The organism is Micromonospora sp. NPDC006766 (assembly GCF_040636055.1).
Taxonomy (GTDB): domain Bacteria; phylum Actinomycetota; class Actinomycetes; order Mycobacteriales; family Micromonosporaceae; genus Micromonospora.
Genome location: NZ_JBEYIX010000016.1, coordinates 1 through 26,011 on the forward strand (window position 1 = coordinate 1; position 26,011 = coordinate 26,011).

Genomic DNA, 26,011 nt, shown 5'->3' on the forward strand with positions numbered 1-26,011 from the left:
AAGATCGTGGCCGCCGCACTCATCCTGCTCCACACCGAACACGACCGCACCACATGATCACCTTCGGTGATCAGAACGTTGCGCTGAATGCCTCACTGAGTGACCACGAAGCGGCGAGTCGCAGACGACGGAGTGCGGTGCCGAAGGATTCGGCGCCACCTGCGTGCGACGAGGTCACGATATCGAATCGTAGGGATGTCCGCTGGATGCGCCAAGCGGATTCTGGTGACCATGATGGTGTGCTACTTGCGGCGAAGCCGTCGCAGGACGGTCTCGAGCACGGTGTCGTCGGCGGCCGCGATGAACGGTCCGATCCGGCGGGCCAGCGGGTCAGCCCCATCGTGCTGTTGGAAACAGCGCAGCACGTTGATCTCGGTGTCGGTGAAGTCCACGACGAGACCACCGGCCAGCACCAACGGGATCAGGAAGGCGGCGTCGTGCAGTTTCACGGCCCGGGTCTCGACGACCGAGCCGAGCTGGCCCACCAACAGCGGCGCGATAACCGGGTTCCCCGCGAAGGAGGAGACGTAGAGCCGGCTTTCCCCGTCGTCAGCGCGGGGCTTGAAGTCGAAGTGGTCGTCGAGGTCGGCACGCCTGCCGGTGCTGTACGACACGGCCGCCATCCTGGTGCTCAGTCCGTGGTGAATTTCCGCTTGCGGCCGTCCAGCCCAGGACCCGCCGGCCCGGCGCTTGCGGGCGACCTGTATCCCGAGGGGAGGTCGGGGGATCTGGGTGGCCGGCTGAATCGTGTCCGTCTCGGCGGTCGCGTCGGTGGTCGGCCAGTCGAAATTCTCCGGCCAGTCGATCCAGACCTCGCCCTCGCCATTGCGGAAGTTCTGCCAACTCACGATGGACCCATCGGATGAGGCGATCGCGCCGCCCAAGTGATCGAACTCGTTGCCGGTAAACCGGTCGAAGTACAGCACGACCGAGTAGGCGCCGAACATGGTGAAGGCATTGGTGGTGCCGTCGAGTGGGTCGGCGATGGCGTAGATGTCGCCCGGATCCGGCGACACGGTCTTGCGGTTTTCCTCGCTGATGTAGGTGGCCCCCGGGGACAACTGCCGGACTCGCTGCTCGATCAATCGGTCCATGACCGCGTCGATCCGGGTCGGGCTGTACCCGTCCTGTTCCGAGTCGGCCTGCACGGCCAGCGGGTTCACCTGGCCCGAGACGATCTGGCTGCGCAACTCGGTACGAACGTAGTTCAGCCCCTCGCGCACGATCTGCACCGCGGCGGTGCGGTAGTACGCGGCCAAGGCCATTCGGCCCTCGGGGATTCGCAGACAGGTCATCGCTGCCTCCCGATCAGAAGGGGGTGGGGCGGGTGAACGCCGCCGCGCCGATGGGGCTGGCGGTGGTATGCGATTCCCAGCCTCGCCCGCCGCGCAGCCTTTCGGCAGGGGTGCGCTGTCGCACGGTGTTTCGGAAACACCTGCGCAATTGGCCGGTGCCAGTCACCGGGCATGTCGGGGGCCGCGCCTGCCGCGCGGCTGCGGCGAGTTCCGCTGGTCAGCCCACAGGGGCAACGCTCATTCGCGCGGCGGCAGGTGTACGACCTGGGGCGCGATCGCCGGCCGGACGTAGGTCGGCCGGCCGGTGATGGTCCGGAGTAGATCCGCCGCCCCGTCGATGGTGAAGCCGGTGACTGGGTAGTGGTCGGCCGTCTGGGGCTGGACGAATGCCGGAAGCTCGTCGGCGGACCGCCCGGGTAGGACGACGGGCAGCAATTTCCGCCGCCACGTGGCCCGGTCGCTGTGCAGGCGCTCCCGGATGAGAGCGATTTCCGACTGCATCCCCCGGTTCTTGTCGTTGGCGACCCGCCCTTCCCCCACGGCCTTGCAGATCGGCGAGGCGACCATGATCACGAAGTCGGCTTGGTCGACCTGATCCATAGCCCACAGGTACCAGTCACGGCGCATGTTGAGATCCCACCGATCCATGTGCACGTCGATGCCGCAGGTGAGCAGGAACTCGGCGAACAGGCGCACCTTGTCCACGTGGATCTCGTCGTCATGGGCGTACGAGACGAAAACGCGCGGCGCGCGGGGAGCGGCCAGCGGCGCAGGGGCGTCGACCGCTGACGGGGGCATGGGCGGAACGGTCACCGGTGGCTCATGTCCCGTCAGGTCGAGCGCGAAACTGGCCGGTTGCGTGGCGGGAAGGTAGCCGAGGGTGTCTTCGAGTGCGAGGTCAAAACGCGCGTGCGCGGTGACCCGGAGTGTCTCGGCCCCCGGTGGCAGGAGTAGAACCGCCCAGTGCGCATATGACCCGCATCGGACGGAGTCACCCTGCTCAGCAAAGTGCCGCCAGCGGATCTCATTGCCGCCGATGCCGAATGTCGTGATGGATGACGCACCAACCGACAGGTGGACGGCGTCGTCGCGCTCTGCTCCGGCGGGAACGAAGTTGAGATGAGCATTGACGTGGTACGCCGTGGCAGGGTTCGGGCCCAGGTGTGGCCCGGGGAGAGCGTCGAGGACCGACGGCGTACCGATGTCGGTAGCCAACCGAAAACCGATCTCGAACCAACGCGGAGGTGGGCCGCCCGGCTCGGTATCCAGATCAAAATTGACCTTTATCAGATAGGCATCGGTGTGTCCGAACACTTCGGGTACCGGGCGTACCGGTGCGATCTGCCATCCGGCAAGTTGGATAGCTCCCACCCGTAGCGTGCTAGGTGAAGCGTCGACCCACCTACTGCCCTCGTCAGTCAGCAGGAATCCGATCTCGGCTCTATCCATTGTGTAACTCCAGGCGCGGCCGATACTGGGGGGATGGTATCACCGGGCACCTCGACAAGCGCTGGGGATCAGGGCCGCCGCGGGTACGAACTCATTCAGACCTACCGGATGACGGGAGAAGAGGCGGCGCTGAGGGAAGCGGTCCGGGAGTTCCGGGCCGTAGTTGACAATGCCCGTGACCCGGACGCGTCCGCCTGGTCCAACTTGGGGGCCGCGCTGCAGATGCTCGCGGATCGCAGCGGCGATGCCACTGACCGAGCCGAGGCGGTTCAGGTCAGCCAACACGCCGTCGACCTGACCGCACCATCGGACCCTGAGCGTCTCGGGCGCCTGTCGAACTTGGCGCTGGGCCTGTCGGAGCTGGGCATTCAGCGAAAGGATCGGCCGACGCTGGAACGAGCGGTGGCCGTAGCGGCAGAGGCGGCGAAGTCCACGCCGCCTGGCACCGAGGACAGCGCCGCCCGGGTCACGAATCTCGCGGTCACCCTCCAGGCCCTCTACGACCTGACCGGCGAGGTGGAACTCCTTCACCAGGCGGTGACGCTCACCCGAGAGGCCGCACGAGGCGTCTCCACGGTCGCACCCGGCGCCGAGGCAGTGTGGGCGAACCATGCCGCGGCGCTCAACGCGCTGTTCCAACGTGATCGGGATCCCGCGGTCCTGCCAGAGCTGGTGAACACCTGCGTCGAGGCGCTGTCGTGCGTACCCGGTAACGCCCAGGCGAGGGTGGTGTTGCTCGGTAACCTGGGGTTGGCGTTGCTGAATCTGTACGAGGTGACGGATGAGGCAGATCTGCTCGCGGCGGCCGAACAGGCCACCCGTCAGGGCATTGACGCTGCTGGCCTGGGATCGAACCGGTATTCGCTGCTGTCGAATCTGTGTACCATCCTGCGAACGCGCTTCGGTCGTGACGGCAACATCACCCACCTCGATGAGGCCGTCGAGGCGGGGCGGTCAGCGGTGGCCGGCCTTGATCCGCAGAGCCCACACCTGGTGGCGGCCATGGCGAATCTGAGTCTGGCCGCGGACGCCGCGTTCGGTGTCACCGGCGATATCGACCTTCTCCACGAGGCTGTTGCCGCGGGAGACCGGGCCGTGCGCGCGACGTCCCCCGATCACCCGGAATGGCCGGGGCGGCTGTCGAACTACGGCATCATCCTGCGCAACCTGTTCGAACGCACCAGAGACCCCCAGGTGGCGGTCTCGGCCCTGACGATCCTGCGTCGGGCCGCGGACGCCAGCTCAGGCCACCACCCGCATCACCCGGCGGTCCTGTCGAGCCTGGTCCTGATGCTGCGCAGTGCCGGCCAGGCCGCGGGGGACGCCGCGATGATCGACGAGGCCCGCCGCGCCAGCGATGAGCTGCTCGCTACGACCGCCGTCGATGATCCGGATCGTCCTGGCAGGCTGTCCAACCACATGATCATTCTTCGCTCCGTCTTCGCTGGTAACGGCGACGAGGCGGCTCTCGATGAGGCGGTCATCGCCGGCCGCGAAGCGATCGGACGACTTGACGGCGGTCATGCCCAACTATCGATGATCGCGGCGAACCTGGGCCTGGCGCTCAGCACGCTGGCGACCGTACGTGCCGACGATGAGATGCTGGCCGAGGCGGCAGACAACTACCAGCTTGCCGCGCGGGAACCCGCGGCACCGGTGCTGCTGCGCATCTGGTCGCACCGGGCCCGCGCCAGTCTTGCGGCCGAGCGCGGCCGACTTGAGGAGGCGATGGCGGCGCTGGAGGAGGCGGTAGACCTCATGCCGCGGCTCGCCGGCCGGTGGCTTGACCGGGACGACCGCGACCATGAAATGAGCCGGATCAACGGCTTCGCCGCACAGATAGCCGGGATCAGTGCCCGGTGCGGGCGCGCCGAGCGCGGCGTCGAACTCATGGAACAGGTCAGGACGCTGCTGCTGACGGAGGCCATCCACCAGCGCTCGATAGACCAGGCCGCGCTGGATCGCGTATCCCCGGCACTGGCACGCAGGTTCCTGCGCCTGCAGGAACAGCTCCACCAGCTGGAGCGCGAGCCAGGCGGCACCGCCATCGGCGACGGCTGGGTGCTGGACGCACAGGCTGCGCGTGCCGCAGGCACCCGGTCCCAGCGTCGGTCGGCGCTCGACCGAGAGTGGCGAACAGTGGTGGCGGAGATCCGCGAGGCGGGATACCCCGAGTTCCTGAACCCTGTGCCCTTCGCGCGCCTACGGGAAGCCGCCGCCGACGGTCCCATCGCCTATGCCTTCGCAGGCGAGGCGGGGTGCGGCTTGCTGGTCATCCACCACGATGCGCCGGTTTCCGCCATCGTATTCGAGGGTGCGACCGCTAAGGATGTCTTCGCCGAGGCCAACCGGTTCCGTGCCGGTCTGCAGGCGGCCACCACAGCCGACACCTACGCGGGCAGACGCGCCGGCCAGCAGCGGATGAGCGACGTGTTGGAGTGGCTGTGGGACACCTATGCCGTGCGGGCGCTGGCCGTGCTGAAGCCCGGCGCCCAGCCCCGGCGCCTCTGGTGGTGCCCGGTGGGCGTCCTGTCCTATCTGCCGCTGCACGCCGCCGGCTACCATCGCGAGCGCGCCGGTCGCACCGTGCTGGACCAGGTGATCTCGTCCTACACGCCCACACCGCTGGCGCTGCTGTACGCGCGCCGCCACCGGCCGCACAAGACACCGGCGGTGCTCGTCGTCTCGGTTCCCGAGCCGGCGGGCGCCGCGCCCATTCCGCAGTGCGGGCGTGAGGCATCGGGTCTGGCCGCGATGCTGCCGGACGCCACACTGCTCCAAGATGATGACGCAGCGCACACCGCGGTCCTGGAGGGCCTGCGTACCGCGTCGGTGGTGCATTTCGCCTGCCACGCCGTCGTCGACCTGACCGAGCCGTCTCGAAGCCGTATCCTGCTCGCCGATCACGAGGCAAACCCGATGACCGTACGCAGCTTGGCCCAGGCTGAGGCGCCCCATGGCGCACTGTGTTACCTGTCGGCTTGCGCCACCTCCGACTCGGCACCCCGGATGGCCGACCAGGCGGTGCATCTGACCTCGGCGTTCCTGCTCGTCGGCTTCCGGCACGTCGTCGGGACGATGTGGCAGGTGGACGACCGGAGCGCGGCACGCGCCGCGACCGGGTTCTATCTGACGCTCTGGACCGGGCAGGAGCTGCCCGTCGACCGGGCCGCCGAGGGTGTGCGAACAGCAGTAACCGCGCTGCGCGACCTCCTGCCGGGCGCGCCCTCCCAGTGGGCGGGCTACGTGCACGCCGGCGCCTAACGTGATCTTCGACCGGTTTCGCCTGCTGACGTATGGCCCGGCGACCGCGCTGGGTCGCCGGGCCGTACGTCGTCTATTGGTCAGCAGCGCGGCGTGGAGACCTGATTGGCGACCAGGGACGAGTGGATGTAGCCGGTCGTCGGGCTGTTCACCTTGAACCAGCGGTTCGAGGCGTAGTTCGACTGCGGCGGGTAGACCCACTGCGTGTCGGTCCAGCACACCATGGTCACGCTGGTGCCGTTGCCGTAGTACCCGTTGGAGGTGCACCCGGTGTCGGCGCAGCTGCGGATGTTCGCCCCGCCGGAGTTGGAGCTGATGTAGGGGCCGGCGGCGAACGCCGGCACACCCATCAGCGCGACCGCTGCACCCGCCGCACTGGTGACGGCGGCGAGACGGCCGAGGCGCGTCGTGATCGTCTTGGTCATGCTTCTGCTCCTCGCAGATCGAAGGGACGGGCGACCTTTGCCGGCTCCGGCATATCCCGAGACATCGATGACAGGAGGCCGGTTTCGGTACCTTCGAGACTCGGCCTCACCGAGGCGCACGGGAAGCGGTTGCATGTTGCATGGCCGAACAGGAAACACCTGACGAGCGACCGGTCGCCGTCGTGCGCCAACTACGCCGCGCCGCCGGGCTGTCCCATCACGCCGTGGGTCGGAACTCCGCCCGCCGTACGCTGGCTGACCGTGGATCGCATCATCTTCGGCCGGCCGCTGCGCAGCGTCGCCTTCGACGTGGCCGTCTCCGGGCTGGTGGCGCTCTTCGCCGTCCTCGGGGCCGTCGCCCAGCCCGGCGGCTGGAGCGCCACCCTGGTCGGGGTCGGAATGGCCCTGGTCCTGCTGGTGCGGCGTACCCACCCGGCGGCGGGGGCGGCGGCGGTGGGCGGGCTGGCGCTGCTGCAGGTGGTCGTCGGCTGGGGTCCGCTGGGCTACGACGTCGCCGTGCTGATCGCCCTTTACAGCGTGGTCAAGTACGCCGACCGGCTCCGCGACGGGGTGATCGCCGGGCTGGTCGCCGCGGTCGGCGTGGTGCTGGCCGCCGTCCAGGCGTCCGGCCCGGCGCCCTGGTGGGCGAACACGATCGTCTACGGCCTGGTCACCGGCGCGGTGTGGCTGGTCGGGCTGAACGTGCGGACCCGCCGGCTCTACGTGCTGAGCCTGGAGGAGCGGGCGACCACGCTGGAACGCGAGCGGGAGGCGGAGGCCCGGGCGGCGGTGGCCGAGGAGCGCAGCCGGATCGCCCGCGAGTTGCACGACGTGGTCGCGCACAGCATGGCCGTGATGATCGTGCAGGCCGACGGGGTGCGGTTCACCATCGATCGGGACCCGGCCACCGCCCGCGAGGCGGCCAAGGTGGTGGCGGACACCGGCCGCCAGGCGCTGGAGGACATGCGTCGGCTGGTGGGCGTACTGCGGGAGCCGGGCCGGTCGGAGCCGCCGGGCGTGGCGGCCGAGCCCGACGGCGGCCCTTCCGCCGAGCCGGCGCACCGCCGGCCGGCGCTGGTGGAGCTGCCCGCCCTGCTGGACCGTTTCCGCGCCGCCGGCCTGCGGGTCAACTACGGTGCCACCGGCGAACCGGCCCCCTTGCCGCCAGGCCTGGAGTTGACCGTCTACCGGGTGGCGCAAGAGTCGCTGACCAACGCGCTCAAGCACGCCGGGGTTGGCGCGTCGGTGGAGCTGAGCCTCAACTGGTCCGCGAGCGACGTCGTGGTCCGGGCCGTGGACGACGGGCGCGGCCGGTCCGTGGTCCGCCCGGCGCCGTCCGGCGGGCACGGCCTGCTCGGCATGCGGGAGCGGGTCGGGGTGTACGACGGCAGCCTCACCGCCGGCCCCACCATGGGCGGCGGCTGGCGGGTCGAGGCGCGGCTACCGCTACCGTCGACGCCGGGGGTTGAGCAGGGGGAGGCGGCGTGACCGTTCGTGTGGTGATCGTCGACGACCAGGCGCTGGTCCGCGCCGGGTTCCGCATGGTGCTGGACTCCCAGCCGGATCTGACGGTGGTCGGCGAGGCGATCGACGGCGCCGACGCGCTGCGGGTCCTCGACCGGGTCGAGGCCGACGTGGTGGTGATGGACCTGCGAATGCCGACCATGGACGGGGTGGAGGCGACCCGGCGGATCTGCGCGCGCCCGCCCGCCGGGCGGCCCCGGGTGCTGGTGCTCACCACCTTCGACACCGAGGCGGACGCGTTCGCCGCCCTGCGGGCGGGGGCCAGCGGGTTCCTGCTCAAGAACGTCCCGCCGGAGGAACTGCTCGCCGCGATCCGGGTGGTCGCCGAGGGCGACTCGGTGGTGGCCCCGTCGATCACCCGGCGGCTGCTCGACCGGTTCGCCGGCCAGCTCGGCCCCGGTCCCACCGAGGATCCGCGGCTGGCCCAGCTCACCGAGCGGGAACGGGAGATTTTGCTGCTCGTGGCGCAGGGGCTGTCCAACGCCGAGATCGCCGCCCGGGTGCACGTCGCGGAGGCGACGGTGAAGACCCACGTCGGCCGGATCCTGGCGAAGCTCCAGCTCCGCGACCGGGTGCAGGCGGTGGTGCTGGCGTACGAGAGCGGCCTCGTCACCCCGGGCGGCTGAGCCGGCGTACGACCCGGGTCGTACGGGTTCGCCCGGTCGGGGGCGACCCGGGGCGCACCGAGGTCGAGCGCGCAGGTGGAGATCAGTCCGGGGGTGCCGCGCATAGCGTCGGAGACATGCTGCGACTGATCCTGCGCCAGGCCCGCGCCGACGGGCTGCGCCTGCTGCTCTCCTGCCTGGCCATCGTGTTGGGCGTCGCCTTCGTCGCCGGCACCCTGATCTTCACCGATGGCATGCGGGCCGGGGCGTACACCCGGGCCGGCGCCTTCGACCGGCACACCGACCTGGCCGCGTACGCCGGGAAGGAGCCGTTGCCACCGGTGTCGGTCGAGCGGGTCCGGGCGGTCGACGGGGTGGCCGCCGCCGACGGGGAGCTGCTCGGCTCCGCCGGAGTGGTCGGCTCCGACGGTCGGCCGGTGCTCGGTTTCGCCGTGCTCGCCGCCATCCCCACCGACCCGGCCCTGCAGTCGTACGACGTGGTGGCCGGGCGGCTGCCGCAGCGCCCGGGTGAGGTGGTGCTCGACGCGGCCACCGTCACCGCCCAGGGCTTTGCCCTCGGCACGCCGGTGCGGGTCGGCGGGTCCGACGGCCCGGCCCGGCCGTACACCCTGGTCGGCGCCGTCGACGTGGCCGGCACGTCCCGGGACCTCGGCGGCCCGTTCATCGGCCTGGTCGGGGCCGACGCCTTGAACGTCGGCGGCGAGTCGGGGTACGGCCGGGTCATGGTGGCCGCCCGACCCGGCGTGGACCGGGCGGCGCTGGCCGAGCGGGTTCGGGCGGTGGTCGGTCCGGGGGTGACCGTCAAGGACCGGCAGACCATTCTCGACGAGGCCGTCGCCGACGCGGTACGCAACCGGCAGCAGTTCGGCCTGTTCCTGCTGGCCTTCGCGGCCGTCGCGGTGGTGGTGGCGGGCTTCGTGATCGCCAACACCTTCGCCATCGTGCTCGCCCAGCGGACCCGGCGGACGGCGCTGCTGCGGCTGGTCGGCGCCACTCGGGGGCAGGTTTCCCGGGCCACCCTGGGCGAGGCGGCGGTGACCGGCCTGGTTGCCTCGGCGGTGGGTGTGCTGGCCGGTGTGGGGCTGGCCGTGGGGACCGGCGCGCTGCTGTCCAGGATGGACGTACCGACCGCCGGCACGCTCGTTGTGTCTGCCCGTACGGTGCTGCTCTGCCTCGGCCTGGGCACGCTGCTGACCGTGCTGTCCGCCGCGGTGCCGGCATGGCAGGGCACCCGGGTCGCGCCGGTGACCGCGCTGACCGACGCCGCCGTGCAGCCCGCTCGTGGGGCCGGCCGGGTACGCCTGGCGGCCGGCGGGGTGCTCCTGGCCGGTGGGGTGGCGGCGCTGGTCGGGGCGGGCGGCACCGGCCAGGTGCTGCTGGTCGTCGTCGGTGGGGTGCTGGCCTTCCTGGGCATCGTGCTGTTCGGTCCGGTGCTGGTGCCGGCGCTGGTCCGGGTGCTCGGCTGGCCGGCGCGTCGGTTGCTCGGCGCGACCGGCGGGCTGGCCGTGTCGAACGCCGTGCGTAACCCGCGCCGGATCGCCGCCACGGCCACGGCGATGGTGATCGGGATCGGTCTGGTGTCCGCGTTCGTCGTCGGTGCCGCCAGCGCGAAGGCCGGCATCGAACGCGCGGTGGACAAGCGGGTGCCGGTGGACTTCCTGGTTGTCGGGATCGGCGGGAAACTGCCCGCGCCGCTGGCCGGTGACCTGGCCGCCCGTCCTGAGCTGGGCGTCGTACACGAGCAGCGCAGCCGGGTGACCGACGGTGTCGAGCTGCACGCCGTCCACCCGGCGCTGGTGCGCCGGACGCTGTCCGCGGTGGACGCGGGCGACCTGGCCGAGCTCGGGCCGGGCACGGTGCTGGTGCACCGCGAGTTGGCCGCCGCGCGGGGCTGGACGGTCGGCGAGACGGTTACGCTCGCGGGTCGGCCGTTCCGGGTAGCGGCGCTGGTGGCCGCCGAGGAGCCGGTTCTCGCGGGCGGTCCGGTGCCCGCCGGGTACGTGGTCGACGTCGTCGACGTGGACTTCGACCGCCTCTTCCCGACGGAGCGGGGTTACCTGATCGAGGTGGATCCGGCGGAGGGGATTTCCGTGGGCACCGCCCGAGCCGCCATCGAGTCGGTGCTCACCGGATACCCGACGGTCAACCTGCTGGATCAGACCGCGTACAAGAAGATGCTCACCGGGACCGTGGACATGCTGCTGGCCCTCGTCACCGCGCTGCTCGGCCTGGCCGTGGTGATCGCGCTGGTCGGGGTGGCGAACACGCTCAGCCTGTCGGTGGTGGAACGTACTCGGGAACACGCCGTGCTACGTGCGGTCGGGCTCACCCGGGGCGGGATGCGGGCGGTGCTCGCGGTGGAGGCGGTGCTCACCGCGCTGGTCGGCACCCTGCTCGGCATCGCGCTGGGCACCGGGGTGGGCGCCGGCGCGATGGCGGTCATGGCCCGGATCGGTGGTGATTTCACCCTGGTGATGCCGTGGGGACGGCTCGGCCTCGTCGTCGCGGTGGCGGTGCTGGCCGCGCTGGCCGCCAGCGTCCTGCCGGCCCGGCGGGCGCTGTCCCGGCCGGTCGTGGCGGCGCTCGGCGCGGAGTGACCGGAGCCGGAACGCCGGTGACGGTTCAGCCGCCCGCGCCCATGGGCGGCTGGTTGCCCTCACCGGCGTCCGGGGTGCCCGGTGTCGTGGTGCCGGCCGATGGCGGGTTGCTCGGGGTCGCGGTCGAGTTGCTCGGCGGCGTCGCGGTCGGGCCGGTCGGAGCGGACGACGGCTCCTCGGACGGCGGCTCGGCCGACGCGCTCGGGGAGTCGGTCAGGGGCGGCGTCGGGGTCGAGGTCTCCGACGGGCGGCTGCCCGGCTCGGGCCGGAACGGTTGGTTGCTCTTCTCGGCGGGCACCGACTCGACGGTTGCCGGCGCGTTGTCGCTGGGGGCGACGGCCGGTGAGTTGGTCGGGATGGTGGTCGCCGGGTCGCCGAGGTTTCTGGAGGCGGCCAGCGTCGCGCCGAGCGCGGCCAGCGCCACGAGCGCCGCGGCCAGCGCGCCGATGAGCGTGCCCCGCCGGCCGGCACGCTCCGGGCGCAGCGGCGGTACGACGGGAAGGTCGTCCCTGGTGTCCGTCGCTCCGGTCGGATTCCGTAGCCGGGCCGGCACCACCGAGGCCGGCGAATCGGCGGCCACCGCACGGGCGGCGGCGGCCATCGCCGCGCCGCTGGGGAAACGGTCGGCGGGGTCCTTCGCGAGGGCCCGGGCGACCAGGTCGCGGACCGGCTGCGGGATGTCCGGCGGCAGCTCCGGCGGCTCGTCGTCCAGGTGACGGACGGCCACCTGCAGTGGGTTGTCCCCGGTGAAGGGCGGGCTGCCGGTGAGGCAGCAGTAGGCCACCGCGCCGAGCGCGTAGACGTCGGTGGCGCCGGATACGGGGCGACCGGCGGCTTGCTCGGGGGCCATGTAGAGGGCGGTGCCAGGGACCGCGTTCGTGCTGGTGATGCTGGTTACATCCGTCGACCGGGCCACCCCGAAGTCGATCAGCACCACCGTGCCGTTCTCCTGCACCAGCAGGTTGCTCGGCTTCACGTCCCGGTGGACGATGCCCCGGGCGTGCGCGGCGTGCAGGGCCTGGGCGACCTGCGCCACGATCGACATCGTCTCGGCGACCTCGAGCCGTCCGGCCGCCTCGATCCGCCTCGACAGCGGCTCGCCCTCGACGAACTCCATGACCAGGTAGTCGGCGCGCCCGCCGTCGGGCAGCTCGTCCTCACCGCAGTCGAACACCTGCACGACGCCCGGGTGGCGCAGCGCCGCCATGATCCGCGCCTCGCCCCGGAAGCGGGCGATGAAATCGGGATCGGAGACTAGCGCGGGCAGCAGGATCTTCACCCCGACCTGGCGGCCGAGCACCAGGTCCGTGGCGCGCCAGACGTCGCCCATGCCGCCGGTGGCGACACGGTCGTCCAGGCGGTACCGCCCGCTGAGCACGACCTCCGAAGACAACACCTCCATACCGTACCCAGAGCGGTCGTGAAGTATTTTCCGTGATCTCCCTCATTCTCGGTCGGCTCTGTCGGTGGTGTCGCCGGACGCCGACCAAATTCCGGACAAACATTCATCTCTCCGGCCGCGCGTGTTCCGTCTGGTAGACAGACGATGGTAAGACTGTGCGTGGTTTTTTGATGACACTGCGTGCCAGGCGGTGCAGTGGTCGCCACCCGCGGAGAGGAGCCATCTCTTGGTGATGTCGCCGGAGCTGGACCGGGTCACCGTCCTGCGGGACCAGGCCACCGCGGCCGGGCACCTCGCCGGGATCTGCTTCAAGACCGGCCCACCGATGCTGACCGGTGTCGAGCTGGAATGGACCGTGCACGACGCCGCGGACCCGGCCCGTCCGGTCGACCGCGAGCGACTGCGCCGGGCGCTGGGGCGGCACAGCCCCGTCACCATCGACCCCGGCAGCCCCGCCCAGCGGCTCCGGCACGGGGGTGCCGTGACCGTGGAGCCGGGCGGGCAGGTCGAGATCTCCTCCGCGCCGCGACCGTCGGTCGCCGCCCTGATCCAGGCCACCGAGGCAGACATCGCCGAACTGACCGCCGCCCTGGACGCCGACGGTCTCGTCCTCGGCGGGACCGGGATGGATCCCTGGCGGGCCCCGCGTCCGGTCGTGGAAACACCCCGCTACCAGGCCATGCGCTGCGTCTTCGACCGGCAGGGCCCGGCCGGCCGCGCCATGATGTACAGCACTGCCGGCCTGCAGATCTGCCTCGACGCGGGAGAGCCGGAACGGCTGGCGCAACGGTGGGCGGCCGCCCACGCCGTCGGGCCGCCGCTGCTGGCCGCGTTCGCCACCGCGAGCCGGCACGCGGGCCGGCCCACCGGATGGGCCTCCGCCCGGATGGCCGCCTGGCTGGCCATCGACCCGACACGCACCCGCCCGGTCTGGTCCCCCGACGGGCCCGACCGCGACCCGGTCGCCGCCTGGACCGACTACGCACTCGACGCACCGCTGCTCTGCGTGCGCGGCGACGGCCCCGACTGGACCGCGCCGACCGGCGTCACCTTCGCCGACTGGCTGGCCGGAGCACTGCCTCGCCCACCCACCACCGACGACCTGGAATACCACGTCAGCACGCTCTTCCCACCGGTACGCCCACGGGGCTACCTGGAAATCCGCTACCTGGACGCCCAGCCGGGCCGGGAGTGGATGGTGCCCCTCGCCGTGCTGGCCGGGCTCTTCGCCGAGCCGGCCACCACCCGGGAGGCCCTCGCGGTCGCCGCCCCGGTCGCCGACCGGTGGCACGCCGCCGCCCGGCACGGGCTGGCCGACGCCGCGCTTGCCGCCGCCGCGGCGGCGCTGCTCGAGCTGGCCCTGGCCGCCCTGCCCGGGCTGGACCTGCCGGCCGGGATCCACGAGGAGACGAGCCGAGGAATCCGGCGGCGCCGCGTCGCCGCGGAGAGGAGGCACCAGTGACCACGACCGAGCGGCCGGCTACGGACAGCGAACGGCTACGCAGCCGGATCGCGGTGGAGCTGGATCGCACCCGGGCCCGCACCGCCCTGCTGACCGACGCGGTGGACGACGACGACCTGGTGCGGCAGCACTCCACGCTGATGTCGCCGCTGGTGTGGGACCTGGCCCACGTCGGCAACCAGGAGGAACTCTGGCTGGTGCGCGACGTCGGCGGGCGCCCGCCGGTCCGCCAGGACATCGACGACCTGTACGACGCATTCAAACAGCCGCGCCGGGACCGGCCGGCGCTGCCGCTGCTGCCCCCGACCGAGGCGCGGGCGTACGTGCGTACCGTCCGGGACAAGGTCTACGACCTGCTCGACGGAATCCGGTTCACCGACCGGAAGCTGGTCGAGGACGGGTTCGCGTTCGGCATGATCGTGCAGCACGAGCAGCAGCACGACGAGACCATGCTCGCCACCCACCAGCTGCGCGCCGGCACGCCGGTGCTGGACGCGCCGCCGCCGCCCGAGCCGCGCGTCCGGGTGGCCGGTGAGGTGCTGGTGCCGGCCGGGCCGTTCACCATGGGCACCTCCACCGATCCGTGGGCGCTGGACAACGAACGTCCCGCGCACACCGTCGAGCTGCCGGCGTACGCCATCGACGCGGCGCCGGTCACCAACGGGCAGTACCGGGCCTTCATCGCCGACGGCGGGTACGACGAGCCACGCTGGTGGAGCGTGGCGGGCTGGCGGCACCGGGTCGAGGCGGACCTGACGGCGCCGATGCACTGGCGGCGGGACGGCGACGGCTGGGCGTACCGCCGGTTCGGCCGCTGGTCGCCGGTCCGCGACGACGAGCCGGTGGTGCACGTCTGCTGGTACGAGGCGCAGGCGTACGCGGCCTGGGCCGGCAAGCGGCTGCCCACCGAGGCGGAGTGGGAGAAGGCGGCCCGCTTCGACCCGGCGGCCGGCCGCTCCCGGCGCTACCCGTGGGGCGACGGGGACCCGACGATCGCGCACGCCAACCTGGGCCAGCGGCACCTGTGGCCGGCGCCGGTGGGCGCCTACCCGGCGGGCGCGTCGCCGCTGGGCGTGCACCAGCTCATCGGCGACGTCTGGGAGTGGACCTCGACCACCTTTCGGGGGCACCCGGGCTTCGTCGCCTTTCCCTACCGGGAATACTCCGAGGTCTTCTTCGGCGACGACTACCGGGTGCTGCGCGGCGGCTCGTTCGGCACGGACCGGTCGGCCTGCCGGGGCACCTTCCGCAACTGGGACTACCCGATCCGCCGGCAGATCTTCAGCGGCTTCCGGTGCGCCCGGGACGCCCGGCCGGACGAATCGCAACCCTGATGTGCCGCCACCTGGCGTACCTCGGTCCGCCGGTCCCGCTGCGCAGCCTGTTGTACGACCCGCCGCACGGGCTGGCGCGGCAGTCCTGGGCGCCGCAGGACATGCGCGGCGGCGGCACGATCAACGCGGACGGCTTCGGCATCGGCTGGTATCCGGGCGGCGGCGACCCGGTGCGCTACCGGCGGGCGCAGCCGCTGTGGAGCGACACCACCCTGCCGGACCTGGCCGCGGCGACGGCCGCCGGGGCGGTGCTGGCCGCCGTCCGATCCGCCACCGTCGGCATGCCGGTGCAGGAGACGTCCGCCGCGCCGTTCGCCGAGGGACGCTGGCTGTTCAGCCACAACGGCGTGGTCCGGGGCTGGCCGGACGCGGTGGTGCCGCTCGCCGCCGAGCTGCCGGTACGCGACCTGCTGACGCTGGACGCGCCGACCGACGCGGCGTTGCTCTGGGCGCTGGTGCGGCACCGGCTGCGCGCCGGCGCGGATCCGGCGCGGGCGGTGGCCGCGACCGTCGCGGCGGTCACCGCGGCCGCCCCCGGGTCGCGGCTGAACCTGCTGCTCACCGACGGCACGACAGTGGTGGCCAGCACGGCCGGGCACGCGCTGTCGCTGCGGCGTACCCCGAGGTCGGTGCTGCTGGCCTCGGAACCCCTGGACGACGACCCGGGCTGGCGGGCGGTGCCGGACGGTCAGTTGGTGGTGGCCACCGCGACTCGGGTGCGACTGCGGGACCTGATGGCCGCCGAATGCGAATCTCACGGGAGGGACACACATGAGCGCGGAACCGTTGGAGATCTATCTGGAGGAGCAGGACCTTGGCCGCAGCCTGCGGGAGGACGTACGGGTCGGGCTGACGGCGCGGCCGAAGTGGCTGCCGCCGAAGTGGTTCTACGACGCCCGGGGCAGTGAGCTCTTCGAGGAGATCACCCGGCTGCCGGAGTACTACCCGACCCGGGCCGAGCGGGCCGTGCTGGCCGAGCGCGCCGACGAGATTGTCGAGCTGACCGGCGCGAAGACGCTGATCGAGCTGGGCTCCGGCTCGTCGGAGAAGACCCGGCTGCTGCTGGACGCCTTCACCCGCCACGGCGAGCTGGGCACGTTCGTGCCGCTGGACGTCTCGGTCAGCGCGCTGCGCCAGTCCACCGGGCAGATCGCGGCCGAATACCCCGGGCTGCGGGTACGCGGCATCGTCGGCGATTTCACCCGGCAGCTGGATCGGCTGCCGACCGGCGGCCGGCGACTGGTGGTGTTCCTCGGCGGCACGATCGGCAATCTGCTCCCGGTGGAGCGGGCCGAGTTCCTCACCGCCATGCGCGCCGCGCTGGAGGTCGGCGACTGGCTGCTGGTCGGCACCGACCTGGTCAAGGACCCGAAGATGATCGTGCCCGCGTACGACGACGCGGCCGGGGTGACCGCCGACTTCAACCGCAACGTGCTACGCGTGCTCAACCGCGAGTTGGGCGCGGATTTCGACCCGGCCGCGTTCGCCCATGTGGCGCTCTGGAACCCGGAGCACGAGTGGATCGAGATGCGCCTGCGCGCCGAGCGGCCGATGCGGGTGCACGTGCTGGACCTGGACGTCGAGTTCGCCGCCGGCGAGGAACTCCGTACGGAGATCTCGGCGAAGTTCCGGCCGGAGCGGATCTCGGCGGAGCTGGCCGACGCCGGGTTCGAGCGGCAGGCGTTCTGGACCGACTCGGACGGGCTGTTCGCCGTCAACCTCGCCCGCGCCGACTGAGCGCCCGCCGCCGATGGGCCGCAGCGGCGGGTGGGTTAGGCTGGGCGGCGCGAAGGGGAGTAGCCCAAAATGTCGTGGTCGACATACTGATGCGTCCGCATCCGGCCACGCGGCCTCGGTTTCCGCAGGCGGGCGAGACCTTCGACTCAGGCTGTCGTAGCCGGGTCGAGGGTTCCCCATACCTCTCCCGGCTTGATCGGGAAGGTTCGGATGGACGGTTTCCTCGTCGCGCTGGTGGTCAGCTTCGGCGTCATCTTCGTCGCCGAGTTGGGCGACAAGTCCCAGCTCATGGCCCTGACGTTCGCCACGCGGTTCAAGCCCCTGCCGGTGCTCGTCGGCATCACCGTCGCCACCGCGCTCGTGCACCTGGCGTCGGTGGGCATCGGCTACGGGCTGCACGCCGCGCTGCCCACCAGCTGGATCTCGCTCATCGCCGGTCTGGCGTTCCTGGGCTTCGGCGCGTGGACCCTGCGCGGTGACAAGCTCACCGAGGAGGAGCAGCGCAAGGCGGAGAAGAGCAGCCGCAACGCCGTCATCGCGGTCGGCGTCGCCTTCTTCCTGGCCGAGCTGGGTGACAAGACGATGCTGGCCACCATCACCCTGGCCACCAAGTACGGCTGGTTCGGCACCTGGCTCGGCTCGACCCTCGGCATGGTGGCCGCCGACGCGTTGGCGATCATGGTGGGCCGGCTGCTCGGCCGGCACCTGCCGGAGAAAGCCATCCGGTACGGCGCGGCGATTCTGTTCGCCATCTCCGGCCTCTGGCTGATCATGGAGGCGGTCGCGAAACTGACCTGAGCCGGTGCGGGATCCCGTCGGTCGGGCAGGAACGCAGCGGCGCTGCCGATCAACGCCTAGCTAGCGCGTGTTTCGGAAGTGTCGTAGGTGGCGGGCATGCTGTGGGGCTGTGGGGAGGTTTGCCGCGTTCCGGTTCACGGTTGATGCGTCGCCGTCGCCGTCGCAGGTGGTGGTGTTGGCTCGGCATGCGGGGGCGGCCCGGTTCGCGTTCAACCAGTGCCTGGCTTTGGTGAAGGAAGCCTTGGATGCGAAGCGTCGGGGCGTGCCGGTGGTGGTGCCGTGGTCGGGTTTCGACCTGATCAACGCGTTCAACTCGTGGAAAACCTCGGCTGCGGCGGGTCGCCGTTTCGTGGTCGACGCGGCAGGTTCCGTCGAGATCGTGGCGACGGGGTTGTCGTGGCGGGCGCAGGTGTGTCAGCAGGTGTGTGAGGAAGCCGCTGTCGACGTGGGTCGTGGCCTGGCGGCCTGGGCGGACTCTCGGCGGGGGGAACGGTCGGGCCGTCGGGTGGGGTTCCCGAGGTTCAAACGCAAGGGCCGGACCCGGCCGTCGTTTCGGATCCGCTGCAGAATGAAGGCCGGGCGGCCGAGTATCCGGGTGGGGGATCCGACGGCGGGACCTCGGAGTGTCTGTCTGCCGAGGATCGGGGTGCTGAGGGTGCGGGAGGACACCCGCCGACTGCGGCGGATGATCCGCACAGGCCGGGCCCACATCCGGTATGCCACCGTCTCCTGCAAGGCGGGCCGGTGGACCGTCACCGTGACGGTGGAGGCGGCGGACCTGCATCCCGCCCGCCAACACCCGCCCCGCCCCGACGCCGATGGCGGTGGTTGGGTGGGCGTCGACCGCGGTCTTGCCGCTCTCGTCGTGGCCGCCGACACCACCGGGCGGGAGGTGGCGCGTGTCGATGATGCGCCGCGTCCGCTGCGGGCTGCCCTGCCCCGGCTGCGGCGGCTGTCCCGCCAGGTCAGTCGTAAACAGCGAGGCTCGCGCAACCGGGCCGAGGCTGTCGCCCGGCTGGGGCGTGCCCACCTGCGTGTCGCGAATGTGCGTCGCTACTTTCTGCACGAGGTCGCCAACCAGCTGGTCAAGACCCACGACCGGCTGGCTCTGGAAACCCTGCACACCGCCGGTCTGCTTCGCAACCGGCGTCTTGCTGCCGCTATCTCCGATGCGGGTTGGGCTGACCTGGCCCGCATCATCGGCTACAAGCAACGCTGGCGGGGCGGGCGGGCCACCCGGGCACCCCGCTGGTATCCGTCCACCAGAATGTGCAGTGCCTGCCGCATCGTCGGCCCCGCCCTGCCCCTGTCCGTACGTGTCTTCCGCTGCGGCGAGTGCGGGCATACGGCGGATCGGGACGTCAACGCGGCGGTCAACCTCGCTGTCTGGGCCGAGCAGCACCATGCCCAGACCCGGCACCCCGAAGTACGAGGCCCGGTTATCAACGCCTCCCGAGGGGACGGCTCTGGCCAGCGCCCACGCGCCGGTGAAACCAGCCCCGACGACGGAGGAACCCCGCCGCCACGAACACCCGTGACGGCAGGGACGCCCGAGAAGGGCGGTGTCTCATGACCCAACCGACTTATGAGACACGCTGTAACGTGACCCCACGAGAGGCGAACACTGCCCACGAGCGGAGGTCGAGCGCATGAGCAGGCACGACGAGCCCAACGAGTACGGCTTCGCCGGTGACCCCACGGCTCCCGAGCCACCCCCCGGCGGGCGCCCCGACGAGCAGGACAAGGCCGAGTGGCTCGCGGTGCCGGCCGACGACCTGATGGAGCCGTACGCCGAGGCGGTGGAGGAGGAGACCGAGGAGGAGCCCGAGCACAAACACCGGGGGTGACCGACCGCGTCAGGCGGTCTCCCCCTGATAGACGTCCGGCACGCCGTCGCCGTCGCTGTCCTGGCTCTCCCGTTCCGAGATCCGTCGGTAGACCCGGTTGCGCCGCACCAGCACCGTGCAGGCGAGCAGGGCGGAGACCAGCGACCCGAGCAGGACGGCGGCCTTCACCCGGTCGTCCTCGGGGCTGCCGGCGCCGAAGGCCAGCTCGCCGATGAGCAGCGAGACGGTGAAACCGATGCCGGCCAGCAGCGCCAGCCCGAACAGGTCCGCCCAGGTGATGTCCTCGTCGAGTTCGGCCCGGGTGAACCGGGCGAGCAGGAACGTCGAGCCGAACACGCCGACGGTCTTGCCGAGCACCAGCCCGGCGACCACCCCGAGCACCACCGGGTCGGTGAGTAGGCCGACCGGGTCCACGCCGACCAGCGACACGCCGGCGGCGAAGAACGCGAAGACCGGCACCGCCAGGCCCGCCGAGACCGGCCGCCACCGATGTTCCAGCCGCTCGGCCAGGCCCGGTCCGCCGCCTCGGCGGGGCCGCACCGGCACGGTGAAGCCGAGCAGCACCCCGGCGACGGTCGCGTGCACCCCGGAGGCGTGCACCAGGCCCCAGGCGAGCACGGCGAGCGGGATGAGCGCCCACCACCAGGTCGGCCGTCGCCGCACCAGTAGCGCGAAGACGGCGATCGGCGCGAGCGCCCCGAGCAGCGGCAGGAAGTGAAAATCGGCGGTGTAGAAGACCGCGATGATGATGATCGCGAAGAGGTCGTCGACCACGGCGAGGGTGAGCAGGAAGGCGCGCAGGCCCTGCGGCAGGTGCGAGCTGAGCACGGCCAGCACGGCCAGGGCGAAGGCGATGTCGGTGGCGGTGGGGATGGCCCAACCGCGCAGCCCCGTCCCGCCGGCGGCGACGGTCACCGCGACGTAGCACAGGGCGGGCAGCAGCATGCCACCCAGCGCGGCCACCACCGGTAGCGCCGCCCGCCGGGGATCCCGCAGGTCCCCGGCGACGAACTCGCGTTTGAGTTCCAGGCCCACCACGAAGAAGAAGATCGCCAGCAGCCCGTCGGCGGCCCAGGCGGCCAGGTCGAGGTCCAGGTGCAGGGGGGCGCCACCGGACCACGGCACCCAGCCGGCGAGTGCGGCGTACCCGGCGCGCCAGGGTGAGTTGGCCCAGGCCAGGGCGACGACCGCGCCGAGCAGCAGCAGGCCGCCACCGACGGTCTCGGTACGCAGCACGTCGGCCAGGAAACGCGCCTCCGGCCAGGAACGGCGGGCGAGCAGGCGCTCTGGCCGGCGGGACGCCGGGGCACCGTTGGTCATGCGGGTGTCACCTCGGGAATCGGGGCTGTCGTTGGACAATCGCCGACCAGACTTCCCGGCACACCGCTTCTGACCCTATCCGAGCCATCGCGTGGGCAGCGAATCGGGCCCCGGTGGGACCTTCGTCTCCCGGGGCCCGACGCCGGCCTCAGCGCTGTCCGGGCAGCACCGACAGTGGCGCGCCGCTGCCCTGGCAGAGCGCCGCCAGCCGCTTGATCAGCTCCTCCGGGTCGGCGTACGGGTCCAGCGCGCGGGCCTCCTCGGGCCGGAGCGCCGGCACGTGGACGTGTGAGATGAGCGGGTGCAGCCGGCGGTGGTCGGTCTCGTCGGGCCCGAACAGGTGCTCGTGCAGCTTCTCGCCGGGTCGTAGCCCGGTGTAGACGATCTCGACGGGGGTGTCCGCCTCGGCGGCGAGCCGGCGGGCGACGTCGGCGATGCGCACCGGCTCGCCCATGTCCAGCACCAGCGCCTCGCCGCCGCGGCCGATGGCCGCCGCCTGGAGCACCAGGTGCACCGCCTCCTCGACGGTCATGAAGTAGCGCGTCACCTCTGGGTGGGTGACGGTGATCGGCACCCCGGCCCTGAGCTGCGCCTGGAACGCGGTCAGCACCGAGCCCCGGCTGCTGAGCACGTTGCCGAAGCGGACGCTCAGGTATGACTCGCCGAGCCGTTCGGCGTAGTGGGCGGTGAGCCGCTCGGTGATCCGCTTGGAGTAGCCGAGGACGCTGATCGGGCTGGCCGCCTTGTCGGTGGAGATGTTGACGAACTGGGCGACGTCGCGGCACGCCTCGAGCACGTTGAGGGTGCCCCAGACGTTGCTCTTGATCGCCTCGCCGGGGTGTCGCTGGAGCAGTGTGAGGTGCTTGAGGGCCGCCGCGTGGAAGACCACGTCCGGCTGCCGGTCGGCGACGAGCCGGGCGATGGCCTCCGCGTCCCGGATGTCGGCCAGGATCAGCTCGGGGCCGTCCAGCAGCGCCCGGCCGTGCAGCGACATCTGGAGGGCGTGCAGCGCCGACTCGTCCCGGTCCAGCATCATCAGCTCGCCCGGCTCGCAGCGGGCGATCTGCCGGCACAGCTCCGAGCCGATGGAGCCGCCGGCTCCGGTGACCAGGACCCGTCGTCCGGCCAGGCCCTTGCGTTCCACGGCCAGCTCGGCGACCCGGTGCGCCCGGCCGAGCAGGTCGGTGATCTGCATGTCCCGGACGTCGGTGACCGTGACCGGACGGTCCAGCAGCTCCCGCACCGGGGGCAGCACCTTGAAGGCGGCGCCGGCCTGCAGGGTGCGACCGCGTACGTCGCGCAGCAGCGCGGCATCCGCGCCGCTCATCGAGAAGATCACCGTACGCGCTCCGGTCCTGCGCACCGCCGCGCCGATCTGCTCCCGGCCGCCCAGCACGCGCAGCCCGTTCAAGCGCAGCATCCGGTTGTCGGGGTCGTCGTCGAGCAGGCCCACCGGCAGGTACCGGCTCTGCGGGTCGCCGAGGAGCACCCGGATCAGCCGCTCGCTCGCCGCGTCCACGCCGTAGACGAGGCACCGTTCGGCGCTGCGTACCGGCCGGCGGTGCCGGTCCTGACGACCCCGCCACAGGGCGCGACCGGTGGCCATCAGCACCAGGGCGACGGCGCCGCCCACCAGGGGAGTGGTGGCCGGCACCGGATGTTGGGCGAACGGCAGCAGGCCGGCGAGCGTGGCCAGGGCGGCGATCGCGGTGGTGCCGGCCAGCCGGCGGGCCTCGCCGGCGCTGCCGACCGGGTGGCGTCCGTGCGTCCGGAACGACAGCAGGGTGAGCGCCGCGTGGATCGTGGCGCAGGCCAGCGCGACGGTCAGCACCCGCGCGCACTGGTCGGCGGTGAGCTCGAACTCGTAGCGGGTCCAGGCCGCTCCCAGAAATCCCCCGCACCAGGCGGCGGTGTCCAGCGTTAACAGGGCGAGGGTGGCCGCGCGGCGGGTGACCCAGTCGCGGGGTCGGGCGGCGTCGTCTGTGGCGGCGGTGGCTTCGCGATCCATGGTTGCCCTTCGCGTCAGATCCGGATTTGGAAGGATTTAGACCGTCTATGCGCCTTGGGTCGTTTACATTCGGCGAGGCGCTTGCTGTGATGTTTAGGCGGTTTGGATCCTGACACGATTAATGGATGGTTTGAGCGCTTTAGGGGGTTTCGTGCAGTTTCATCGGCTGATCGGCGTGTCGCGAGGGGGAACGTGATGGAGGTTCTCAATTACCTGCGCCTGATCCGACGGCACTGGTGGATCGTTCTGATCACCGTGATGGTCGCCCTGGGGACAGCGGCGCTGATCACCGTCCGCACCCCGGCCCAATACCAGGCCTCGGTGACCTTCTTCGTGACCACTCCCAGCCAGGGCGTCTCCGACGCCTACGCGGGCGGCCTCTTCCTCCAGCAGCGGGTCAAGTCCTACGCCGACCTGCTCACCAGCGACCGGCTGGCGCAGAGCGTGGTGGCGGCAAGCCCGCTCGGCCTCACCGCGGACCAGGTGCGGGGCCACGTCAGCACCTCCACCGAGACCGGCACCGTGCTGCTGAGGGCCACCTTCACCGACACCGACCAACCCCGGGCTCTGAAGACCACCGAGACGCTCTCCGCGAAATTCGTCGAGCTGGTGCAGAAGGTGGAGACGCCGCCGGACGGCAGGTCGCCACTCATCAAGATCGAGGTGGTGAGCGGCCCGCGGGTGACCGCCAGCCCGGTGTCGCCACAGCCGGTGCGGAACCTGGCCGTCGGCGGGCTGGTGGGCCTGCTGCTCGGCGCGGGGCTGTCCGTGCTGCGCGGGGTGGCCGACGTCCGGATGCGGGACGCGGCCGGGCTCCAGCGGGTGACGGGCAGCCCACTGCTCGGCGAGATCCCGTTCGCGGCGAACGCCAAGTCGTCCCCGCTGATCGTCGGCGAGGCGGCCAACTCGGCGCGCGCCGAAGCGTTCCGCAAGCTCCGGACCAACCTGCGCTTCGTCGACGCGCACGAGCCGGCCCGGGTCATCGCGGTCACCAGCGCACTGCAGGGGGAGGGCAAAACCAGCGTTGTCTGCAACACCGCCATCGCGCTGGCCGAGGCGGGCTGGCGGGTGCTGCTCATCGACGCCGACCTGCGTCGGCCCAAGGCCGCCGACTACCTCGGCCTCGACGGCGCGGTGGGCCTCACCGACGTGCTGGTCGGCGACGTCCAGGTCGGCGACGTGGTGCAGCGGTGGGGCGACAAGTCGCTGCTGGTGCTGCCCAGCGGCGCCACCCCGCCCAACCCCAGCGAGTTGCTCGGCTCCAAGGCGATGTCGGACCTGCTGGCGGCGCTGCGGGAGTCGGCGGACATCGTGGTCATCGACACCGCGCCGCTGCTCGCCGTCACCGACGGCGTGGTGGTGGCCGTGCAGGCCGACGGTGCGCTGTTGGTCACCCAGCAGGGCCGGACCTCGCGCGGCCAGGTGGCCGCCGCCGCCCGCGCGCTGAACTCCGTCTCGGTGCGCATGCTCGGCTGTGTGCTCAACATGGCCAGGATCGCCAAGCTGGACGCCTATCAGTACGAGGCGTACAAGGTGGTCGTGCCGCCCGCGCCGTCGGTGCCCGCCGACCGGGCCCGGGCCGTCCGACACGACGAGGCCGTCGCGGCCGGGGTTCCCGACCGTACGCAGGAACTCACCCGGCTGTCCCGATGAGCGCCAGCAGGGGGAGCCCGCGGTCATGAAGATCGGCATCCTGTCCTACCACTTCCCGCCGGAGCCGGCGTTCATCCCGGGCAGCCTCGCCGAGGAGTTGGCCGCCCGAGGCCACGAGGTACGCGTGCTCACCGGATTTCCGGACTATCCCGGCGGGCACGTGTATCCCGGCTGGCGGCAACGCTGGCGGCACCAGACCCACAGCGAGCGGTTGACCGTTCGCCGGGTGCCCCGCTACGCCAAGGGCGACGGCTCGGCCAAAGCCCGGATGGCCAGCTGGCTCTCCTTCGCCGGCAGCGTGGCGCTCACCGGCCGCCGCTATCTCGGGGACGTGGACGCCCTGTACGTCTTCCAACTGCCGGCGGTGACCTTCGCAGCCGCCGGCCTGCTGCGTCTGCTCGGCCGGGTGCCAACGGTGCTGCACGTGCAGGACGTCTGGCCGGAGGAGGAGCTGGCCCCGGTCGACGAGACTCGTCAGCTCTCCGGACGGCTCGGCACCACCCTGCGCCGGATCTACCAGGAGGCCGACAGCATCGCCATCAGCGCTCCGTCCATGCGGGACCTGCTGGTCTCCGCCGGCGCCGAGCCGGACCGGGTGCGGGTGGTGCTCAACTGGACCGACGAGCGGATTTTCCGGCCCGCCGAGCCGAGCCGGGCCGCCCAGCGGTTGATCCGCCGGGACGACCGCTGCGTGGTCATGCACGCCGGCACCATCGGCGTACGCCAGGGCCTGGAGACCGCTGTGCGCGCGGCGGCGGCGCTGGGCGACCGGATGGACCTGGTCCTGGTCGGCTCGGGAGCGGCGGAGCGGCGGGTGCGGGGGCTCGCCGCCGAGCTGCGGTCCGACAACGTCCGGTTCGTCGAACGGCGGTCGCCGCTGGACATGCCGGAGCTCTATGCGGCGGCCGACTACCAACTCGTCATGCTGCGGGACCGGCCGGAGCTGCGCGGCATGATGCCCGGGAAGCTGCAGGCGGCCCTCTCCTGCGCGTCGCCCGTGGTCGCCTCGGCCGGCGGTGACACGGCGGCGGTCGTGGAGCGGGCCAGGGCCGGGCTCTCCTGTCCACCCGAGGACTGGGCCGCGTTGGCCGACCGGTTCTGGCTGGCTGCGGCGATCCCCCCACCGGCGCGGGTCGAGATGGGCCGGCGGGGGCGCGACGCCTATCTGCGGGAGATGTCGCTGCGGGCCGGCGTCGACCGGATCGAGCAACTGCTCCACGAGGTCACCTCGCGGACTGCCCGCCCGCGCCGGTGAGCTCACCTCGCGAAA

General features: G+C 71.8%; 18 protein-coding genes and 1 pseudogene. 13 read left to right on the forward strand and 6 right to left on the reverse strand.

Annotated features, from left to right (window positions below; genetic code table 11):
• Window positions 1-242 precede the first annotated feature (242 nt).
• Complete coding sequence (locus tag ABZ671_RS16235; protein WP_357857793.1) at window positions 243-1,295, reverse strand: hypothetical protein; 1,053 nt, start codon at window positions 1,293-1,295, stop codon at window positions 243-245.
• 237 nt (window positions 1,296-1,532) lie between these two features.
• On the reverse strand, window positions 1,533-2,744 hold the full coding sequence (locus ABZ671_RS16240; protein ID WP_357857796.1) for an SEFIR domain-containing protein: 1,212 nt from the start codon (window positions 2,742-2,744) through the stop codon (window positions 1,533-1,535).
• Window positions 2,745-2,852: 108 nt separating this feature from the next.
• On the opposite strand from ABZ671_RS16240, the gene ABZ671_RS16245 reads away from it, so the two are divergent.
• Window positions 2,853-6,008, forward strand: coding sequence for a CHAT domain-containing protein (locus ABZ671_RS16245; RefSeq protein WP_357857799.1), 3,156 nt, complete (start codon window positions 2,853-2,855; stop codon window positions 6,006-6,008).
• 80 nt (window positions 6,009-6,088) lie between these two features.
• On the opposite strand, the gene ABZ671_RS16250 is transcribed toward ABZ671_RS16245, so the two are convergent.
• Window positions 6,089-6,433, reverse strand: a complete 345-nt coding sequence (locus ABZ671_RS16250) for a hypothetical protein (RefSeq protein ID WP_357857802.1) — start codon at window positions 6,431-6,433, stop codon at window positions 6,089-6,091.
• Window positions 6,434-6,688: 255 nt separating this feature from the next.
• Between ABZ671_RS16250 and ABZ671_RS16255 the strand changes: the two genes are divergently transcribed.
• From ABZ671_RS16255 to ABZ671_RS16265, 3 genes are all read left to right on the forward strand, one after another.
• Complete coding sequence (locus tag ABZ671_RS16255; RefSeq protein WP_357858077.1) at window positions 6,689-7,921, forward strand: histidine kinase; 1,233 nt, start codon at window positions 6,689-6,691, stop codon at window positions 7,919-7,921.
• On the forward strand, window positions 7,918-8,583 hold the full coding sequence (locus ABZ671_RS16260; RefSeq protein WP_357857805.1) for a response regulator transcription factor: 666 nt from the start codon (window positions 7,918-7,920) through the stop codon (window positions 8,581-8,583). Before ABZ671_RS16255 ends, ABZ671_RS16260 begins: the two co-directional genes overlap by 4 nt.
• A gap of 116 nt (window positions 8,584-8,699) precedes the next feature.
• A complete protein-coding gene (locus tag ABZ671_RS16265) occupies window positions 8,700-11,180 on the forward strand; it encodes an ABC transporter permease (RefSeq protein ID WP_357857808.1) in 2,481 nt (826 codons plus the stop codon).
• A gap of 25 nt (window positions 11,181-11,205) precedes the next feature.
• Here ABZ671_RS16265 and ABZ671_RS16270 read toward each other — a convergent pair whose 3' ends face one another.
• Window positions 11,206-12,582, reverse strand: coding sequence for a protein kinase (locus tag ABZ671_RS16270; protein WP_357857812.1), 1,377 nt, complete (start codon window positions 12,580-12,582; stop codon window positions 11,206-11,208).
• Window positions 12,583-12,808: 226 nt separating this feature from the next.
• Here ABZ671_RS16270 and egtA point away from each other — a divergent pair, with 226 nt between their 5' ends.
• From egtA to ABZ671_RS16305, 7 genes and pseudogenes are all read left to right on the forward strand, one after another.
• Window positions 12,809-14,044 carry an ergothioneine biosynthesis glutamate--cysteine ligase EgtA gene (gene egtA / locus ABZ671_RS16275; RefSeq protein ID WP_357857815.1) on the forward strand — a complete coding sequence of 412 codons (1,236 nt, stop codon included), beginning with the start codon at window positions 12,809-12,811 and terminating at the stop codon, window positions 14,042-14,044.
• Entirely contained in the window at window positions 14,041-15,378 is a 1,338-nt protein-coding gene (gene egtB / locus ABZ671_RS16280) for an ergothioneine biosynthesis protein EgtB (protein WP_357857818.1), read from the forward strand. The genes egtA and egtB overlap by 4 nt, the downstream gene beginning before the upstream one ends.
• Window positions 15,378-16,118 (forward strand): annotated as a pseudogene (egtC, locus tag ABZ671_RS16285) (ergothioneine biosynthesis protein EgtC); the annotation flags it as partial. The gene egtB and the pseudogene egtC, both read left to right, overlap by 1 nt.
• A 31-nt stretch (window positions 16,119-16,149) precedes the next feature.
• A complete protein-coding gene (egtD, locus tag ABZ671_RS16290) occupies window positions 16,150-17,115 on the forward strand; it encodes an L-histidine N(alpha)-methyltransferase (RefSeq protein ID WP_357857821.1) in 966 nt (321 codons plus the stop codon).
• Between the two features lie 210 nt (window positions 17,116-17,325).
• Window positions 17,326-17,913: a TMEM165/GDT1 family protein gene (locus ABZ671_RS16295; protein WP_357857824.1), complete on the forward strand. Its 588-nt coding sequence runs from the start codon at window positions 17,326-17,328 to the stop codon at window positions 17,911-17,913.
• Window positions 17,914-18,022: 109 nt separating this feature from the next.
• Complete coding sequence (locus tag ABZ671_RS16300; RefSeq protein ID WP_357857827.1) at window positions 18,023-19,486, forward strand: RNA-guided endonuclease TnpB family protein; 1,464 nt, start codon at window positions 18,023-18,025, stop codon at window positions 19,484-19,486.
• Between the two features lie 76 nt (window positions 19,487-19,562).
• Window positions 19,563-19,760: a hypothetical protein gene (locus ABZ671_RS16305; protein ID WP_357857830.1), complete on the forward strand. Its 198-nt coding sequence runs from the start codon at window positions 19,563-19,565 to the stop codon at window positions 19,758-19,760.
• A gap of 9 nt (window positions 19,761-19,769) precedes the next feature.
• Here the strand turns inward: ABZ671_RS16305 and nhaA are convergent, their stop codons facing one another.
• Both nhaA and ABZ671_RS16315 read right to left on the reverse strand, forming a co-directional pair.
• Window positions 19,770-21,080: a Na+/H+ antiporter NhaA gene (gene nhaA, locus ABZ671_RS16310; protein ID WP_357857833.1), complete on the reverse strand. Its 1,311-nt coding sequence runs from the start codon at window positions 21,078-21,080 to the stop codon at window positions 19,770-19,772.
• Window positions 21,081-21,228: 148 nt separating this feature from the next.
• Complete coding sequence (locus tag ABZ671_RS16315; protein WP_357857836.1) at window positions 21,229-23,088, reverse strand: polysaccharide biosynthesis protein; 1,860 nt, start codon at window positions 23,086-23,088, stop codon at window positions 21,229-21,231.
• A 195-nt stretch (window positions 23,089-23,283) separates the two neighbouring features.
• On the opposite strand from ABZ671_RS16315, the gene ABZ671_RS16320 reads away from it, so the two are divergent.
• Together ABZ671_RS16320 and ABZ671_RS16325 are read left to right on the forward strand one after the other, a co-directional pair.
• Window positions 23,284-24,741 (forward strand): polysaccharide biosynthesis tyrosine autokinase, encoded by a 1,458-nt coding sequence (locus ABZ671_RS16320; RefSeq protein WP_357857839.1) that lies wholly within the window; start codon window positions 23,284-23,286, stop codon window positions 24,739-24,741.
• Window positions 24,742-24,766: 25 nt separating this feature from the next.
• Complete coding sequence (locus ABZ671_RS16325) at window positions 24,767-25,996, forward strand: glycosyltransferase family 4 protein (protein WP_357857842.1); 1,230 nt, start codon at window positions 24,767-24,769, stop codon at window positions 25,994-25,996.
• The last annotated feature ends 15 nt before the right edge of the window (window positions 25,997-26,011 follow it).

What these genes read in the sequence shown, in the direction of transcription:
- egtD (WP_357857821.1), top strand. Translation starts at nt 16,150, where the DNA reads ATGAGCGCGGAACCGTTGGAGATCTATCTGGAGGAGCAGGACCTTGGC.
- ABZ671_RS16240 (WP_357857796.1), bottom strand. Translation starts at nt 2,744, where the DNA reads ATGGATAGAGCCGAGATCGGATTCCTGCTGACTGACGAGGGCAGTAGG.
- ABZ671_RS16265 (WP_357857808.1), top strand. Translation starts at nt 8,700, where the DNA reads ATGCTGCGACTGATCCTGCGCCAGGCCCGCGCCGACGGGCTGCGCCTG.
- ABZ671_RS16325 (WP_357857842.1), top strand. Translation starts at nt 24,767, where the DNA reads ATGAAGATCGGCATCCTGTCCTACCACTTCCCGCCGGAGCCGGCGTTC.
- ABZ671_RS16315 (WP_357857836.1), bottom strand. Translation starts at nt 23,088, where the DNA reads ATGGATCGCGAAGCCACCGCCGCCACAGACGACGCCGCCCGACCCCGC.
- ABZ671_RS16250 (WP_357857802.1), bottom strand. Translation starts at nt 6,433, where the DNA reads ATGACCAAGACGATCACGACGCGCCTCGGCCGTCTCGCCGCCGTCACC.
- ABZ671_RS16305 (WP_357857830.1), top strand. Translation starts at nt 19,563, where the DNA reads ATGAGCAGGCACGACGAGCCCAACGAGTACGGCTTCGCCGGTGACCCC.
- nhaA (WP_357857833.1), bottom strand. Translation starts at nt 21,080, where the DNA reads ATGACCAACGGTGCCCCGGCGTCCCGCCGGCCAGAGCGCCTGCTCGCC.
- ABZ671_RS16245 (WP_357857799.1), top strand. Translation starts at nt 2,853, where the DNA reads ATGACGGGAGAAGAGGCGGCGCTGAGGGAAGCGGTCCGGGAGTTCCGG.
- ABZ671_RS16270 (WP_357857812.1), bottom strand. Translation starts at nt 12,582, where the DNA reads ATGGAGGTGTTGTCTTCGGAGGTCGTGCTCAGCGGGCGGTACCGCCTG.
- ABZ671_RS16320 (WP_357857839.1), top strand. Translation starts at nt 23,284, where the DNA reads ATGGAGGTTCTCAATTACCTGCGCCTGATCCGACGGCACTGGTGGATC.
- ABZ671_RS16295 (WP_357857824.1), top strand. Translation starts at nt 17,326, where the DNA reads ATGGACGGTTTCCTCGTCGCGCTGGTGGTCAGCTTCGGCGTCATCTTC.
- ABZ671_RS16235 (WP_357857793.1), bottom strand. Translation starts at nt 1,295, where the DNA reads ATGACCTGTCTGCGAATCCCCGAGGGCCGAATGGCCTTGGCCGCGTAC.